The 15415-nt window shown below is 37.9% G+C and carries 20 protein-coding genes; 6 read left to right on the top strand and 14 right to left on the bottom strand.

What is annotated here, in order from left to right; genetic code table 11:
• The first annotated feature begins 69 nt into the window (after nucleotides 1-69).
• A complete protein-coding gene (locus L1999_RS08130) occupies nucleotides 70-1290 on the top strand; it encodes a nucleotidyltransferase (protein WP_235743085.1) in 1221 nt (406 codons plus the stop codon).
• An 8-nt stretch (nucleotides 1291-1298) separates the two neighbouring features.
• Here the strand turns inward: L1999_RS08130 and L1999_RS08125 are convergent, their stop codons facing one another.
• Nucleotides 1299-2327, bottom strand: coding sequence for a SepM family pheromone-processing serine protease (locus L1999_RS08125; protein ID WP_235743084.1), 1029 nt, complete (start codon nucleotides 2325-2327; stop codon nucleotides 1299-1301).
• Between the two features lie 8 nt (nucleotides 2328-2335).
• Complete coding sequence (locus L1999_RS08120; protein ID WP_235743083.1) at nucleotides 2336-3115, bottom strand: patatin-like phospholipase family protein; 780 nt, start codon at nucleotides 3113-3115, stop codon at nucleotides 2336-2338.
• Between the two features lie 209 nt (nucleotides 3116-3324).
• Here L1999_RS08120 and ylbJ point away from each other — a divergent pair, with 209 nt between their 5' ends.
• Nucleotides 3325-4536, top strand: a complete 1212-nt coding sequence (ylbJ, locus tag L1999_RS08115; protein ID WP_235743082.1) for a sporulation integral membrane protein YlbJ — start codon at nucleotides 3325-3327, stop codon at nucleotides 4534-4536.
• Nucleotides 4537-4614: 78 nt separating this feature from the next.
• Here ylbJ and coaD read toward each other — a convergent pair whose 3' ends face one another.
• Entirely contained in the window at nucleotides 4615-5097 is a 483-nt protein-coding gene (coaD, locus tag L1999_RS08110) for a pantetheine-phosphate adenylyltransferase (protein ID WP_235743081.1), read from the bottom strand.
• Between the two features lie 12 nt (nucleotides 5098-5109).
• Nucleotides 5110-5670 (bottom strand): 16S rRNA (guanine(966)-N(2))-methyltransferase RsmD, encoded by a 561-nt coding sequence (gene rsmD / locus L1999_RS08105; RefSeq protein ID WP_235743080.1) that lies wholly within the window; start codon nucleotides 5668-5670, stop codon nucleotides 5110-5112.
• A gap of 688 nt (nucleotides 5671-6358) precedes the next feature.
• Between rsmD and L1999_RS08100 the strand changes: the two genes are divergently transcribed.
• Complete coding sequence (locus L1999_RS08100) at nucleotides 6359-6748, top strand: DUF7147 family protein (protein WP_235743079.1); 390 nt, start codon at nucleotides 6359-6361, stop codon at nucleotides 6746-6748.
• Between the two features lie 55 nt (nucleotides 6749-6803).
• Here the strand turns inward: L1999_RS08100 and L1999_RS08095 are convergent, their stop codons facing one another.
• The 4 genes from L1999_RS08095 to L1999_RS08080 all read right to left on the bottom strand — a co-directional run bounded on the left by L1999_RS08095 (nucleotide 6804) and on the right by L1999_RS08080 (nucleotide 8526).
• Nucleotides 6804-7079, bottom strand: a complete 276-nt coding sequence (locus tag L1999_RS08095; RefSeq protein ID WP_235743078.1) for a YlbG family protein — start codon at nucleotides 7077-7079, stop codon at nucleotides 6804-6806.
• Between the two features lie 143 nt (nucleotides 7080-7222).
• Nucleotides 7223-7654, bottom strand: a complete 432-nt coding sequence (locus L1999_RS08090; RefSeq protein ID WP_215040677.1) for a YlbF/YmcA family competence regulator — start codon at nucleotides 7652-7654, stop codon at nucleotides 7223-7225.
• 198 nt (nucleotides 7655-7852) lie between these two features.
• Entirely contained in the window at nucleotides 7853-8092 is a 240-nt protein-coding gene (locus tag L1999_RS08085) for a YlbE-like family protein (protein ID WP_235743077.1), read from the bottom strand.
• Between the two features lie 20 nt (nucleotides 8093-8112).
• Entirely contained in the window at nucleotides 8113-8526 is a 414-nt protein-coding gene (locus L1999_RS08080) for a YlbD family protein (protein WP_235743076.1), read from the bottom strand.
• A 148-nt stretch (nucleotides 8527-8674) separates the two neighbouring features.
• On the opposite strand from L1999_RS08080, the gene L1999_RS08075 reads away from it, so the two are divergent.
• Together L1999_RS08075 and L1999_RS08070 are read left to right on the top strand one after the other, a co-directional pair.
• Nucleotides 8675-9160: a PaaI family thioesterase gene (locus L1999_RS08075; RefSeq protein WP_235743075.1), complete on the top strand. Its 486-nt coding sequence runs from the start codon at nucleotides 8675-8677 to the stop codon at nucleotides 9158-9160.
• Nucleotides 9161-9178: 18 nt separating this feature from the next.
• The gene (locus L1999_RS08070; RefSeq protein ID WP_235743074.1) at nucleotides 9179-9538 is read left to right on the top strand and encodes a hypothetical protein; all 360 of its coding nucleotides are present in this window, start codon (nucleotides 9179-9181) and stop codon (nucleotides 9536-9538) included.
• Nucleotides 9539-9557: 19 nt separating this feature from the next.
• Here L1999_RS08070 and L1999_RS08065 read toward each other — a convergent pair whose 3' ends face one another.
• Nucleotides 9558-10640 carry a CAP domain-containing protein gene (locus tag L1999_RS08065; RefSeq protein ID WP_235743073.1) on the bottom strand — a complete coding sequence of 361 codons (1083 nt, stop codon included), beginning with the start codon at nucleotides 10638-10640 and terminating at the stop codon, nucleotides 9558-9560.
• 173 nt (nucleotides 10641-10813) lie between these two features.
• Entirely contained in the window at nucleotides 10814-11248 is a 435-nt protein-coding gene (locus L1999_RS08060) for a CBS domain-containing protein (RefSeq protein WP_235743072.1), read from the bottom strand.
• A 194-nt stretch (nucleotides 11249-11442) separates the two neighbouring features.
• On the opposite strand from L1999_RS08060, the gene L1999_RS08055 reads away from it, so the two are divergent.
• Nucleotides 11443-11802: a YugN family protein gene (locus L1999_RS08055; protein ID WP_235743071.1), complete on the top strand. Its 360-nt coding sequence runs from the start codon at nucleotides 11443-11445 to the stop codon at nucleotides 11800-11802.
• Between the two features lie 50 nt (nucleotides 11803-11852).
• Here L1999_RS08055 and L1999_RS08050 read toward each other — a convergent pair whose 3' ends face one another.
• The 4 genes from L1999_RS08050 to ctaF all read right to left on the bottom strand — a co-directional run bounded on the left by L1999_RS08050 (nucleotide 11853) and on the right by ctaF (nucleotide 15415).
• Nucleotides 11853-13028 (bottom strand): GNAT family N-acetyltransferase, encoded by a 1176-nt coding sequence (locus tag L1999_RS08050; RefSeq protein ID WP_235743070.1) that lies wholly within the window; start codon nucleotides 13026-13028, stop codon nucleotides 11853-11855.
• A 461-nt stretch (nucleotides 13029-13489) separates the two neighbouring features.
• Nucleotides 13490-13954 carry a DUF420 domain-containing protein gene (locus L1999_RS08045; RefSeq protein ID WP_235743069.1) on the bottom strand — a complete coding sequence of 155 codons (465 nt, stop codon included), beginning with the start codon at nucleotides 13952-13954 and terminating at the stop codon, nucleotides 13490-13492.
• Nucleotides 13955-14053: 99 nt separating this feature from the next.
• A complete protein-coding gene (gene ctaG / locus L1999_RS08040) occupies nucleotides 14054-14953 on the bottom strand; it encodes a cytochrome c oxidase assembly factor CtaG (protein ID WP_235743068.1) in 900 nt (299 codons plus the stop codon).
• Nucleotides 14954-15079: 126 nt separating this feature from the next.
• Nucleotides 15080-15415: a cytochrome c oxidase subunit IVB gene (ctaF, locus tag L1999_RS08035; protein WP_235743067.1), complete on the bottom strand. Its 336-nt coding sequence runs from the start codon at nucleotides 15413-15415 to the stop codon at nucleotides 15080-15082.

Genomic DNA, 15415 nt, shown 5'->3' with positions numbered 1-15415 from the left:
TATAATGTTAAAAAAAATATAAACTCCTAAATGGAAGTGGAGTCAATTTCTTTTAGTAAGGAGAATAATATGAACGCTGTTGGTTTAATCGTGGAGTACAATCCGTTTCATAATGGACATGCCTTCCACTTAGCTGCTTCAAAGGAAGCGGCAGGCGCCGAAGTTGTAATCGCGGTAATGAGCGGTAATTTTCTGCAAAGAGGTGAACCTGCACTTGTTTCAAAATGGTATCGCACCAAGATGGCACTGCTGAACGGAGTGGATATTGTCTTTGAACTTCCTTACATGTTTGCCGTACAAAAAGCTGAAATCTTTGCGAGTGGTGCCATATCTATTTTAGATGCAGCAGGCTGTGATTCCGTTTGTTTTGGAAGTGAGAGCGGTGAACTTTCCTCTTTCACTCAGACCATTGATTTCATGAATGAGCAAAAGCAGCAATTGGAAGAAAATATCCACCGTTTTATTGCTACTGGAGTAAGTTATCCAAAAGCAGTATCGTTAGCCTATCACCAATTATCCGACTACAACTCCTATTTAGATTTAGCGAAGCCAAATAATATCTTGGGAATTGAATACATAAAAGCGATCAGGAACCAACAAAGTACCCTTAAACCTTTAACCGTACCAAGAAAAAATGCGGATTATCACGATGAGCACTTTGCCTCTGAAACAATCGCAAGTGCAACAAGCATCCGTAAAGCGATCTTTTCGAAGGAGGGCGATCAGAAATCAATTAGTCAATATGTACCTGCTCCAACCAACCAATTGTTATTGGATTATTTACAAAAATATCAAGCTTTTCATCAATGGGAAAATTACTGGGATTATCTCAAATTCCGTCTGCTTACAAGCAGTCCCGATGAATTAAGAGATATCTATGAAGTGGAAGAGGGACTGGAACATAGATTATTAGCGGCAGCCTTAACATCAGGCAGCTTTCATGAATTTATGGAAAGGATTAAAACAAAACGATACACTTGGACTAGACTGCAACGAACATGTGTCCATATTTTGACAAATACAAAAAAAGGGCAAATGGCAGGTCCTTCAAATCAAGCCACTTATTTAAGACTTTTAGGCATGACCAATAAAGGCAAAGAATATTTAAATAAGCGAAAAAAAGACTTCTCCCTTCCCCTCGTTTCGAAGCTTTCCTCTTATAAGGAGAAAGAAATTCTGCTTGACCTAAAAGCTGCACGCGTTTATTCCCTTGGTATTGCCAAACATCCAACAAAAGAATTAATGAATCAGGAATTTACGCAGCAGCCGATATGGATAAAAAAAGGATGATGGTCTCATCATCCTTTTTCTTTATTTGGTAATTTTTCAAGATATTGTACGGCTTCGTCAAATGTATCTACAGGTACAATTTTCATTTTTGTTTTTATATCCCGAGCGGTTTTCAAAGCATCTCGATAATTGGATGTCTTAGAGCCTTTTTCGTTAGGAGCTAAAAATATTTCAGCCCCCGCCTTATCGGCAGCGACTATCTTTTGTTCAATTCCACCAATTGGCCCCACATTTCCTTGTTCATCAATCGTCCCTGTACCGGCAATCTGGTATCCACTTGTTAAATCCTCACTTGTTAACTGGTTATAAATTTCTAAAGAAAACATTAACCCTGCCGATGGGCCGCCAATTTCATCTGTCCTTACTTTAACTTTAGGATCAACAATAATGGATTTGTCGTCTACAAGTGAGATCCCAATTCCAATTTTGGTTGGATCCTCTTTGAATCTCTGCAGACTAACCGAAACAGTATTTATTTTCTTATTTCTTAAAAATGTTAAGGTAATTTTATCGCCTGCTTGTTTTTTGCTTACAAAATCAATGAACTTTTCAGAGGATGGGAAACTATTTCCGTCCACTTTAAATATCCGGTCCCCAGCTTGGAGTTTTCCCTCTGCAGGCATTCCTGGAACAACTTGGACCACATAGATTCCTTTATATTTATATTTAACTGGAAGTCCAGCTTTTCGATAGGCTACCTCGATCGCATTTAGTTTCGAGCCTGCCATCATATGAAGCTGTCTGGCGTTGTATTCGTCCTCTGTTTCCTTATCAGTCAGAATCATATTCAGTGGATAAATTTCCTCATACTTCCTCATTTTTGCTTCTAAATAGGAATAAATATTGGCCCTTCCCATTCTTACGGTTGTCAGCATAAAGCTTCCTTCTTCTTTATAGCCGTCATCTACGGTAATGATTGGTTCTAACTCCTTGGCCATCCCTGGCTTTGAAACATAAAAGGGCAATGAATAATACATACCGCCAATTAAGATAAGTGCCAACAAAATGATTGTTCCTGTGTATATTTTCCTACGCATTGCTCGTGTTACTCCTTCCACTTTTCGATGACGGTTTTAATCTGTTTGATATGTTTTTTAGTTTCTTCCATGCCAATAGTAATGATTTCTTCTGTATTAGTGAAGGCACGTGAGCTATACATTTCAACAGGGGGACGGATCATGATATCTGCCGTTGTTTCCCTGTGGCTGATAATTTCCGTCTGCATGATGTCAATACTTTGCATGATGACATCATAAATTGTTGTTATTTCAGCGTTTCGTTTTACCCTTGACACATCTACCGCTATCACGATATCTGCCCCCATTTCTCTGGCGACTGATATCGGGACTCGATCGGCAACACCGCCATCGACTAGAATTCTCCCATTATATTTTTCTGGTACAAATATTCCTGGGATGGAGATGCTTGCTCTTACAGCTTCAGCAACAGGTCCATTTTGAAAAACCACTTTTTCACCTGTCAATAAATCTGTTGCCACAATCCCAATGGGAAGGGAAAGCTCCTCAATGTTTTTCCCATGAGTGAATACCCTTATAAACTCTTTGATCTTTTTCCCTGATATAAAACCCATTTTAGGAACTGTAAAGTCTAAGAAATACTTTCTTTTAAAGGCAGTGGACAATTTATACAAACGATCGAAATCAAGTCCAGCACCATAAAAACTGGCCACAAGTGCCCCCATACTACTTCCGGCAATTAAATGGATCGGAATTCCAGCTTCCTTCAATGCCATTATTACACCTAAATGAGCAAACCCGCGTGCACCACCCGAACCAAGTGCCAATCCAATTTTTGGGTGCTCCATCACAACTGACCTCCCATTACTGTTGCATAAAGAGTGTAGAATTAAAGCTAAACTCGTTCAATCTTATGGTCTAAATTGCTTTTCTATGAGTATATTTGATGTATATGGGGACAAGGGTTAACGATTTTCTCATAAGTTTAATCTTTATTTTAGCATTGATACTATTGATTTGCACGATTTGAGCAATCGTTTGGAAGGAGGGATCTTGATTGGTTCTGTCAAAACTAAAAACGGTTTTTTTATCCGTTTCTGTTACCATTTTAGCTGCATCGCTTATCTCCTTTCCAAGGGAGTCATTCGAAGCATCCATTCGCGGCCTTACTATGTGGTGGGAAATTGTCTTTCCTTCCCTTTTGCCATTTTTTATTGTCTCTGAAATGTTGATTGGATTTGGGGTTGTAAAGTTTATCGGAGTATTGTTAGAACCTCTGATGAGACCCTTATTTAAAGTTCCGGGCGTTGGTGGTTTTGTATGGGCAATGGGGATGGCCTCTGGGCAGCCTGCAGGAGCAAAATTCTCTTCACGGTTACGTCAGGAAGGGCATTTAACGCAAATAGAAGCAGAAAGGCTTGTATCCTTTACCAATTCCTCAAATCCCTTATTTATATTTAGTGCTGTTGCGGTTGGCTTCTTTAATAACCCCAAAATTGGACTACTCTTAGCAGCTGCACACTACTTGGGAAATATATGTGTAGGAATTATCATGCGTTTTTATGGAAAGGAGACACCTGAGACTTCAGATGAAAGAAAAAAATTCAAATTTAGAACCGCCCTCTCAGTTCTCCATCAAACGAGAATAAAAGATAATAGGCCGATCGGCAAACTTTTAGGTGATGCAGTTAATTCATCGATTCAAACCTTATTAATGATCGGCGGCTTTATCATTTTGTTCTCTGTGATTAACAAATTACTCTATTTACTACATATAACAGCCATACTGGCAAAAACAGTTGAAGTGATGCTATCGTCTCTGTCATTCCCAGATATGCTGAGCATTCCCTTTATTTCGGGACTATTTGAAATTACAATGGGAAGTCAATTAATAAGTCATGTTCAAGATGCAACCCTTTTGCAAAAAGCCATCATTACTAGTTTTATCTTAGCGTTTAGCGGCTTTAGTATTCAAGCTCAAGTTGCAAGCATCCTCGCTCAAACAGATATTAGATTTAAGCCCTTTTTTATCGCCAGGATTCTCCAAGGGATTTTTGCAGCCCTTTTTGCCTTACTATTATGGAAACCACTCTACATCCGTTTTAGTCATAACGAACAACCCTCCAATACCTTACCCGTCGTTTTTTTGGGAGATGGTTCGATCGCAAATCATGTTTATCATAAAATGATCGAGGTTGGTCCGTTAATTACTATTTTCTCACTCTTAATTTATACCGCACTATTGTTTACACGGTTAAAAAAGAGCTAGGCATAGGCCCAGCTCCTTTTCCTTATACAACTAAACGGTCACACCTAGTTCACACCACAATACGGGGCTTTCGCTTTTTTATCTTCCAAACTTTTTATGTAATTGTTTCTCTACGATCGGTGGAACTAATGAAGAAATGTCGCCATCATACTTAGCTACTTCTTTTACAATACTTGAACTTAAGAAAGAGTATTGGCTGTTGGTCATGATAAAGAAGGTTTCAATATCTTCATCCAAAACCCTGTTCATGGAGGTAATTTGCATCTCATATTCAAAATCTGATACAGCCCGTAAGCCCCTAATAATGGCATTGGCATTTACGGACTTCGCGTAATCAACAAGTAAGCCTGAATGAACATCCACTTTTACATTTGGTAGGTCCTTTGTAACTGTTTTAATCAGATCCATCCGCTCTTCAACCGTGAATAAAGGGCTTTTTGCGGAATTATTCAACACACTCACATATACAATATCAAATACCTTCGCACTTCTCTTTATAATATCTAAGTGACCATAGGTAATGGGGTCAAAGCTTCCTGGACATACCGCAATTCTAGCCAACTGGACTCCTCCTTACTCCTTACTGCCATTCGAATAAATCGTCACAGCAATAATCCCATACTTTTCATATTTTATCTGATTAAATCGCCCTACTATTTGAGGTAATTCCACATCGAAGCTATGCTCGCAGACAATAACCCCATCTGGTTTTACTAAGTCCTGTTGGTCCATTTTTTCCATCAGGCCGACAAGCTGCTGTTTTTTATAAGGCGGATCTAAAAATATGTAATCAAAAGAAATTCCTCTTTTTATAAGGGCCTTTAATGCTCGGTCAGCATCATTACGATAAACTTCTGATCGATCTTCAAATTTGCAGGCCTTTATATTTTCTTGGATAACATGAATCGCCTTTGACTCTCGATCTATAAAAATAACCTTTTCTAAACCTCTGCTAAGTCCCTCAATGCCTAATCCGCCACTGCCTGCAAATAAATCTAAACCAGCCCCGCCATCAAAATAAGGCCCAATCATATTAAACAAGGCTTCTTTAACTTTATCTGTCGTCGGACGTGTTGTATTTCCAGGGACTGCTTTTAGCGGTCTTCCCTTACATATACCTGAAACCACTCTCATGGACATATCACCACATTTTTGAAAATCATTTTTCTTAATACATCCTATCATAATTTATAAAAAAGACAATCTGTTCCGAATATCTTTTCACCTATTTATCTCTTTTTATTTTGTAGTTGGAAAATTTATTAAAATGACGTATAAGCTTTTCTGTTGTGGAGATAATGTAATTAACAACATCAATTCGAGGATGTTGTTGCCAACCGCGGAGAAGACTTACGTTTCCCCATAAGTTCTTCCTCCGGTTTCTCCTCTCCCTTTGCCTTCTATCCTTTGCTTTAGGATATAGAAGGACCCTGCGGATTATTCTGCAGGGTTTTTTTTATGTTCTAGGAAATTAAAGATTTACTACTTGTGGATAACGTTTTACAGGGAGACACGTCCAGCTCCAGCGCCTAGCCCCTCGAGGTCATAAGATTATCCAGTTGCGGCTCCTTGGGACTCGAGTCATAAGCCATCCCTCGAAGAAGGCAAAAAGCGCCTTCTAGCGAGGGCCGTCTTATGCCTTCGTCCCAGGGCAGTCGCCTCCACATTTAGGTCAATCCGTCCAAAAGGTTAAAGAGCAACCTTTCAGCCGGCTCGTCTTATGCTTGTCGGGGCTAACCAAGGCGCTTGCGCTTTTGTTCTTTATTTGGCTGCCATTAAATGATAAAGTAGGGATGAATCAAGCTTAAAGGAGAATGTCAAATTGATACAGCGTTTTATTGAACTAGGCGAAGGATATTCAGATATTTATGAGCTGCTTGAACTTGCAAAAGCAAATCAACACCGCCTCCAGCATATGATGGCACTGCACACAAACACTGAAGGTAAAGATATGACTTCCTTAGTTGTTATCTTAAAACCAACAGACCCCGGAAAATTCCAAGCGCTATATATATGTCGCGAAGGGATTCCAAATCCAGCCAGTCTGCCAAATAAAAGATTTGATTTGTTTTCCCAAACAGCGGAATCGCTTGGAAAACAAATCATCGAACTTTCGGTAAAACCATCTGTCACCTTTAATGAAAAAGAATTATTTTATCAGTATTTGATAGGGATTCTGCGATTAAACCATTATATTTTGCCCTTGCAATAAAGATTGTAAGGGCAGAGCTCAGACAGCAAAAAGGTGAGGGACCATCCCTCACCTTTTAAATTCCCATTTTGTAATCATATTCCTTGGCTTTATCCGGGGCAGAATTCTCGTATTCCATTCTCAAGAATGGTTTATAGGAAGGTTCTACTTTTTTCACAAACGAAAAGGAATTTAACTTATCCATAATCCCTTCTACTTCATCCTGATTACAATATAAGACAACATATTTTAACTTTTTTGAGACATAATGAACGTTACCGAAACGCCTAAGCATTTTGGCTTGTTTTAAAGAGTACAGCCAAACTACTAATCCTTGTCTTTGAACAAACATTGTATATTCCCCTTCAGCAAAACCATCATTTAAAATAAGTCTAGCACATCAAAACGTATTTTTTCAATTCAAACTTTAGCTCTTATTATCATAATATGCTTAAAAGAATGAAAAAATCAGCTTAACGAAAAGCTGATTCCTTCTTAACTGCATCCGCAGCTTCCACCCGTGCCACAGCTATGACCCGTTTCAAAAAATGGGTTACCACTAGGCACTTTAATATGTTCTGATACGGCTCCCCCAATGGATTTACTAATCTCATCTAGGAGAGTTTGCAAATCATTTTCAGCCAGCTTAAAATCTGCAACAAGCGGGTCCAAATCCATTTCCCGTTTCGCCTCGCGAATTTGCAGCATCACTCTTTTATAATCTGGATGGTATTTACCGAACCGCTGAACTTCCTCATAAAGTTCTTTTAGGCTGGCAAAACGATTGATTTTCCGTTGTGTTTCTTTATTGTTTTGCATTTTATATAAACTAATCTGATATTGTTCTGCTATATCAGACGTTAAGACCATCTTGGCTAAATCTTCGGCGTATTCTAATAGTTCAATTCTTTCTAAAGTAGCAAGCACTTTTCGCCCACCTCCAAGGATATTTTAACATATATACAAGAAGAAAGCGAAAATTCCTGCTACCCAAGGGATATTTACCATTCATCTTTTGATTAGCCTAACGGCCTAAGCAGAAACCAACTTCCGAGTTTTATGACCCCCCTATTAATAAATGCGAAGGCATAAAAAAAGGCCACAATTGAACACTGTGGTCTTTTTTTAACTTTGCGTTTTCATCGCCTGAAACATATGATACATCATCGAAGCCATTTGAACACTATTTGAAAATTTCTCTACATGATCGGGGATTGTCTTTTTATAATAGTGTAACGAAGCAACTTCGAGTGCTTGTAAATCATAAGGGTTTCTTGTAAGCTTTCTATACCATAGCGGCTGTTCTCGTATGAATTGTTTTAAATCCTTTTGACGTTCCAAATAATCTAGTACATCTCTACGCATCGTGTATGGGTCCCTTCCATTTAGTCTTTTCGAAAAGCAAATGGATGCTTCGGTCCTTCTTGCGGCTTTAATGATCCTGAAACAGAGTTGTTTACATTACCACCTTGAAATTGGGATATAACGCCTTGGATCGCCCCTAAAGCTTGACTTAAGTTATTTATATGGCCTTGCATTTGATTTGGGTCCATTTTTTTCACCATTCCCATGATATTGGATAACCAATCATTTTTAGACTCTTGGTCTGTTTTAGATTCTGGTTCCTTCTCAGCACCCATCGTCTGCCAGCGGGTATCTTCTTCCCCTAACAAATACCAATCCTCATATAATTCCTGCCAAGTCGCCTTTCCACTCCGAACTTCCTTAATAATGTGCGGATTGTTCTTTACAAATTCTTTAAATTGGAGCACGGAAGGATGCAATTTCTTTTGCGTCATTTTATTCTCACCTCTGCCCATATTAATCGCCAATAATACAATATGTAGGAAAAGAAGAAATGTGAAATGCCTTCACAGTTAATTAATTTATTAATCTTCTTCTTAGTGGTAAGATGGCAAGAGATAAAGATATGAAAGAGGTAAAAATATGAAGGAAGAACTACGAGATTTATTAGAATCCATTCTCCAAAATGGGTCTGAGGAAGACCTCGGTGTAATCAAGCATCTACTTGAAGGTGTACAAAATAAGATAAAAGGTAATCGACGTACTTATATTGATGGAATCTTGCATATGGAAACAAGCTTTGAGAATGAATGCTATGAAATTACGATTCCCATTAGTCCGGTTATTTATAATAACCTAAACATTGTTCATGGAGGAATTACCGCAACGGTTCTCGATACTTCTATGGGGGTTCTGGTTAATCGTCTGGTGCCGGAAGGATATGGTGCCGTAACAAATCAATTAAATATTCATTATATAGCACCGGGTATTGGTGAAACACTTCGCTGCAAAGCTGAGGTTATTCATAAAGGCACGAAAACAATGGTCATTTCTGGTGAGGCCTTCCGCAGTGATGGAAAAAAAATAGCCTATGCCACTGGCACTTTTTTTATCATAAAAAAAGGATAGGGGAGGCGTTTAATCGAGATGGTTACCGCCATAGTGATCCCGATTATATGTCTGTACTTTTTTTGGGTAACGAGGAAAGATAGAAAAGAGCAAAATAGAAAATGGCTTAAGGCTGGAGACGTTCGTCAGGAATCAGTCGTAACAGGCGAGATAATCGAAAGCACCGAAGAGAAGCAGCGGTTCTATTATGACCGGTATGTCTTGGTTCAGAGCATTAAACTTCAATCCTCCAATAGGGTGATCCTTGCGTATAAGACTACTCCCCTTACTTCAGACGCAAAAAAAGACACATTTACAGTCGGAGAAACCGTTCGCTTATATGGCAGTTGGGAAAAAAGCCATTTTTTATTTACTTACTGGGAAATTGAAAAGAGGTGACATTGTCACCTCTTTCAATTTATTCCGCTGTTTTGCGGATAAAGTTTTGTGTATAATATTTTTCATAGACACCCACACCAAGATGAGAGAATTCTTTATTTAATAATGAATCTCGATGTCCCTTACTATTAAGCCAGCCCTCTACTACTGCAGGTCCATCAGTGTAGTTTGCAGCAATATTTTCCCCGGCATTTTGATAGGCAACTCGAGCTGTTTTTAGGCGATTGGCCAAATCACCAAATTTCTTTGACGTATGGGAAAAATCATTGTTTTGAGCCATGTCCCTGCTATGTTCAAAGGCAACCTCAGCAGTTTTTTCATCCCAGACCAAGGGTTTTACTTTGTGCCTAATTCTTAAAGCATTAGTAATATCAAAAATTTCTTGTTCTGTACTTTGTTCTACTAATTCCATCTTATTTTCATCAAGTGCAGGTGGCGTGATGAGCTGGCCGCGATAAACCAGTTCATATGGACGTTGTTTAACCAAGGTTTCAGCATCGAGAAAACGCACACTTGAAAGATTACCAGTAAACTTATCTATATATAATTGGACATAAATATCCCCCATTCGAACCATTGGACGAAGATTTAAATCCGTATCATTCAATTCAAAACGATAAGTATTCCCATTTACTTTAAGATTAATATTCGTATCAAAGAATTGCGTATTAAATATTTCTTCGACAGGCTGGCCAATTTCAAAGGGGGCAACATCTAAACTTTCCCCTAATGCAAAAATAGTGACAACCCGATTATTTTCAACTCCTACTTGTAAGTAACGGCTGTCGCTTTGATTATAAATATACCATTGATAGCCATACATCGATTCGTCAATTCTTATCGGTGTTCCATACTCTTTTTCGAGATTAGAAACATCTTGTCCGATTAAAAGAGCTAAACCTTCCTTTGGCTTTTCCAATGGTGATGTACTCCCATTTGTTTTATCAGCATCCTGTGGCGTAGATTGTTTCATCTCTGACGTATGATCTTCCTTAATCAGTACTTTACTATCATCATTTTTTCCATTTATACTAATGTAAAAACCAATTGTTAGGAAAACAACTGAGAGTATTAAGATTCTGCTTAGAGTACGCAGACGCACTCACCCTCTCTATAACAATTTCTATCATTATATGTTTTGATTAAACAATTATATCATTTATATCCTGTTTAGTAAGAGTAATAAGCAATAATCTCCGATTTATTACCTGATTAAAAATAAAACAGGCACATCATGTACCTGTTTCAAATGGTCATTAATAATAATCTAAATTTCTAATGCTGTACGTCATTGTAATTCTGTTCTGAAATTTCACTTAGGGCTTCTTTTGCCTGGTCATCTGTCAGCTCACGAATGGCAAAATCTCCAAGAGATACAATCCCTATTAATTTTTCATTTTCTACTACAGGTAATCGGCGAATTTGATGATCAGCCATTAGTTTTGCTGCTTCCCTTGAGGAAGCGTCTGGACTCACTGATATCAATTCTTTACTCATGATATCTTCTACTTTTGTAGACCCAGGATGTTTTTCAGCTACCCCTCTTATAACAATATCACGATCTGTTATCATGCCGACTATTTTTTCCTTATCAACAATTGGTATCGCTCCAACGTTTAGCTCCTTCATTTTCACAGCAACCTCAAAAATATTATCTAATAAAGTACAACATTCTACCTCATCTGTCATAATGTCACGTATTTTTTCCATGATTATTTCCTCCAAAAGTATTTTTATACCCTTTTCAATAGTTTAGGGTTTACCAATGCAAACGGTTTTATTCGCTCAAATCTATTCATTGCAAGTTGTTACAAATTCAACTATTATTAAAATGAATTATATTTTGCTTCAATACCAATTTAGGAACATAGGGGCATGGCAACTGTTTTTAGGAGGGATTTAGGATGAAGTTCGAGAATACTGGAATTGAGAAATTAAAAGCGGACATAAACCGTTTAGATGACGTAATGCATGAATATGGTTTAGTCCGGGCCGGTCAATGGGATTATGACCGAGTTACATATGACCGAAAATTCGAGCTAAAAGAAGGCATTTTCTATCTTCGCGTTCAAGGCTTAGCGACTGAAGGCGATGTGGACACGTTTAAGGCAACGATTCAATTGCTGACACCACTTTTAGGAAAGCATTATTATCCTCACGGAGTGGAATATGGTGAGGGGGAAAACTTCCCTGCTTCCCTTGTTAATCAATGTAAAAAAATCATTGAAAACGTGACAGAAGAAATCAGTCAATTTGCAATTTAAAGTCCAACAGGCGCATGAAATGTTTCATGCGCCTTGTTCTTTTCTTTCGATTAGAAAAAGTCATAGAATGCAGATTTTAGTTGTGGGATCATCGTTTCAAATTGGTTAATTTCCTGTTTTGCCCCCTTTATTAATCCCAATTCAAAGAGCTCAACAGGCCTTTTATAGCCAAAGAGAATCGCAGATAATTCATTGATGGTCAAACGGATCCCCTTCTTGGGCGGGTTGACACACTGGCTTCCCTGCTTCGCTTTATATTCCTTCACTTCACCATTACCAATAAGATAGCTTCCGTTATTCCACACAGCAAAAGGGTCCTCTAGATGAAGAAAAATAGGCTCTGCTTTCCGATCAAACGGAAACCTCTCTAAACATTCTTTTGCCTTAACAATTCGACACATAAAATATGGCATTACCTCGGTCTTTAATTTCGGCTGATTTAAGAAATAGGAAAACGGATCATGTGCTGGCAAGTTTACAGTAACACGATCGACCATTGAATCGTGCTGACAGATAAGATTCCACAATCCCACTCTTGCTTCCTGGTCTAGTACAACTACTTCTTGAATATCCATTTTTCTATCATTTATAGTATATAAAATATATCCTCTTGCCTCTTTAGCGGAATTGTAGTAAACCGCCGCATGTGATTGTTCATCATAAACATGTTCCTTCCACCAGTCCGTGCTACGAACAAGCAGTCCCATATAGTTCTGGCTATACTTTCGATAAATTTCCTCTATATCATCATGGTGGTTAGATTTAGCATATCTTTTAATCGACCCTGGCTGTAGGTTGAGGAATTGAAGATTTACTTTTTCAATTGTTACTCTCTTAACATCACTTAAAATTTCCCAGCCAAATTTACGATAAAAGGCAAAATCAAATGGGGCTAATAGAGAAACAATTTGCCCATCTTGACTCATCTGTGATAATGCTTCTATTAGTAAAGATTTAACATATCCACTCCGTCTATATTCTGGAAAGGTAGCAACCCCGGCGATCCCCCCCATTTTCCACTCATCACCATTCATATGAACTGCGAGAGGAATGATATGTAATTTGGCTGCAAGAACATTTTCTTCTTTTATGCCTAATAATTTATGAGATTTTAACTTTTCTAATCTGCTAGGAATCTTTTCTTCGGGGACATGATACTGAAACGCATACTCAGATAGTCGTAATGTCTCTAAATAATCGTTTTCACTAAGTATTTTAATCTCCATTTATCTTCCTCCATATGGATTTCTAATGAATTCTCATTTTTCTAGTATTCAGATAACTAAGATTGATGTAAAAAAAAGACGCTAATGACAGCAAGGGCACTGAAAAAATGCCTTAAATGTGAGTTGTGTATGTAATTTGGCTGTTGACTTCCGCTCCAGGCGACTTCGCTTTCCGCGGGCGTGCCGGGGAGCCTCCTCGGCGCTTTAGCGCCTGCGGGGTCTCCCCTGTCCCGTACTCCCGCAGGAGTCTCCGCCGCCTTCCGCTCCAATCAACAGGGTTCTTTTACTTAGTCTAAATTTAAAAGGTATAATTTCTCATGATTTAAGAGAATTATACCTTTTTTGGTGTTACTTTAAGATTCTTAATAAACCGAAGGTTTATCAGTACCCCTGATGATAGCACCTATATTTTTAAGCATGATATTCAGCTAGTCTTTAAGCAAAGTGCTCTTGGAGTTTGTTTATAATCCAAGAATTGCTTTAATCATTGATGTTGTCTCTCCGCCTTTATAAAAAACATATAACAATAAGTAAACAGCCACTCCCGTTATTGCTGTAAAAAACCAGATAAAACTGGTTATCGGTCCTAGCTTACGATGAATGGGCAGGTTGTTTTTATATCCTGTTAATAAAGAAATGATGCCAAAGACTGCTCCTACTGTTGCTAATGTAATATGAAAAACAAGAAAAATCGTGTAATAAATTTTTATATCTGCTGGTCCGCCAAAAGAAGTGTTTCCGATAAAAATGGTTCTTGTGGCATAAATGATAAAAAAGATAAGGGCAAAAATCCCAGCAGTAAACATGGTCTTTTTATGGGCATCAATTTTTCTTTGTTTTATTTGGTACCAGCCAATGGCAACCGTAATAGCACTTAAAACAATAAAAGACGTACTTATGGTAGGTAATATGGGTAAGGAATTCATCGTAGATCCTCTCTTCTAAATGTACTACCCTTATTTTAGAGTAGTTCCCAACTCATTTCAATTAATACTCAATAAAAAACCCCCATATGAAGGGAGGTTTTAGTGAGTAGGATTTAATTGATGTTTTTTCATTTCACGTTCTGATTCTTCCTGATCGTTGCGATACCACTCAAAAAATACTTGTCCTAAAACAACGGCAAAAATAATCTCTTGGAGAATTTTCATGACAACCCCGCCCAGCCTTTGATCTTCCACTGCAGACATAGAACTAAATAATTCTGGACCCGTTATATTGAGATTATCAAACGACGAACCAACACATAAACTCATGACCTGTGACCATACCTTGGGATCATGGTATGTGGCGTACAGGGAGTTATCCGAGAAGATAATTAGTGCACATGAAGGAGTAATTAGGATACTGTTTACAAAAATATAAGCAACCTTCTTTATTCCAGTTAAATTTTTATATTCGGGAAGCGGGCAAACAAGCGACCACCACATCCCAATTGCAAATACAAACAAAACAATCGAGTAACCCGCATGTAAATATCTATTTTGCATAACGTGATCAAAAACAAGTGGTATATGATAAAAGGAAAAGAAAGCATTAAATAAAAGAATCGCAATCACTGGTCTTGAAAATAACTGGAATACCGTTTTAATTACCTTCAAATTTAAAATTGTTCTCCAGAGCCAATTAGGAATAGATAAAATAAACAATGGCGGAACAAGGAAAACTAGTAGAACCATTGTAATGCCATGGATATAAAACATTAGATGCCCCATTAAATCCAACGGTGATCCCTTGATAGCATATAATAAGCACATTGCCGTTAAAAATAGGCTTGCTTGTTTAGCTGTTAAAGGCTCACTTTGTTGAAACCTCATTCTAAATTTTGTTGTTATTAGAAAGTAAGCAACCGTTATGGCAAGTAATATAATTAAAAAGTACGGGCTCCAAAGAGCTTCAAAGCCAAAAATATCTAATGAAAGCACTCTGATCTCACCTCAATATAAAAGAATCTTATTATTATTATACCCGTAGAAAATAGACCTCGCAAAGAGAAAAGGGTTTTCCTTAAAAAGAAAAATCGGCTAAACGCCGATTTTTCTTTTTGATTTTTACCACCAGATAATGGTGCTAAAAGCTAATATTGCAGTTAGTCCGACAAATAATCCGGAAAACAGGAAAAGCGTCGGTGCTTCGTGCCCTTTATGACTCATATGCATGAAATAAAATAATTGGAACACAACTTGGACTGCAGCTAATAAAACGATAAATGGTACAGTAAACCATTGCGTAGTACCCTTCATGGCAACTGAAGCGAATGCCACTAAAGTTAAAAAGATCATCAATGCAAACGAGATAACTTGGTAGCGCATTTCTTCTGCGCTTTTTTTACGACGATATTCTAGATCCACTCTTGGGTTGTTTGAGCTTAATGGCTGATTTGTCAT

It is taken from the genome of Neobacillus drentensis, assembly GCF_021560175.1.
Classification (GTDB): domain Bacteria; phylum Bacillota; class Bacilli; order Bacillales; family Cytobacillaceae; genus Neobacillus; species Neobacillus drentensis_A.
This window is presented reverse-complemented; position numbering and strand designations above follow the sequence as displayed.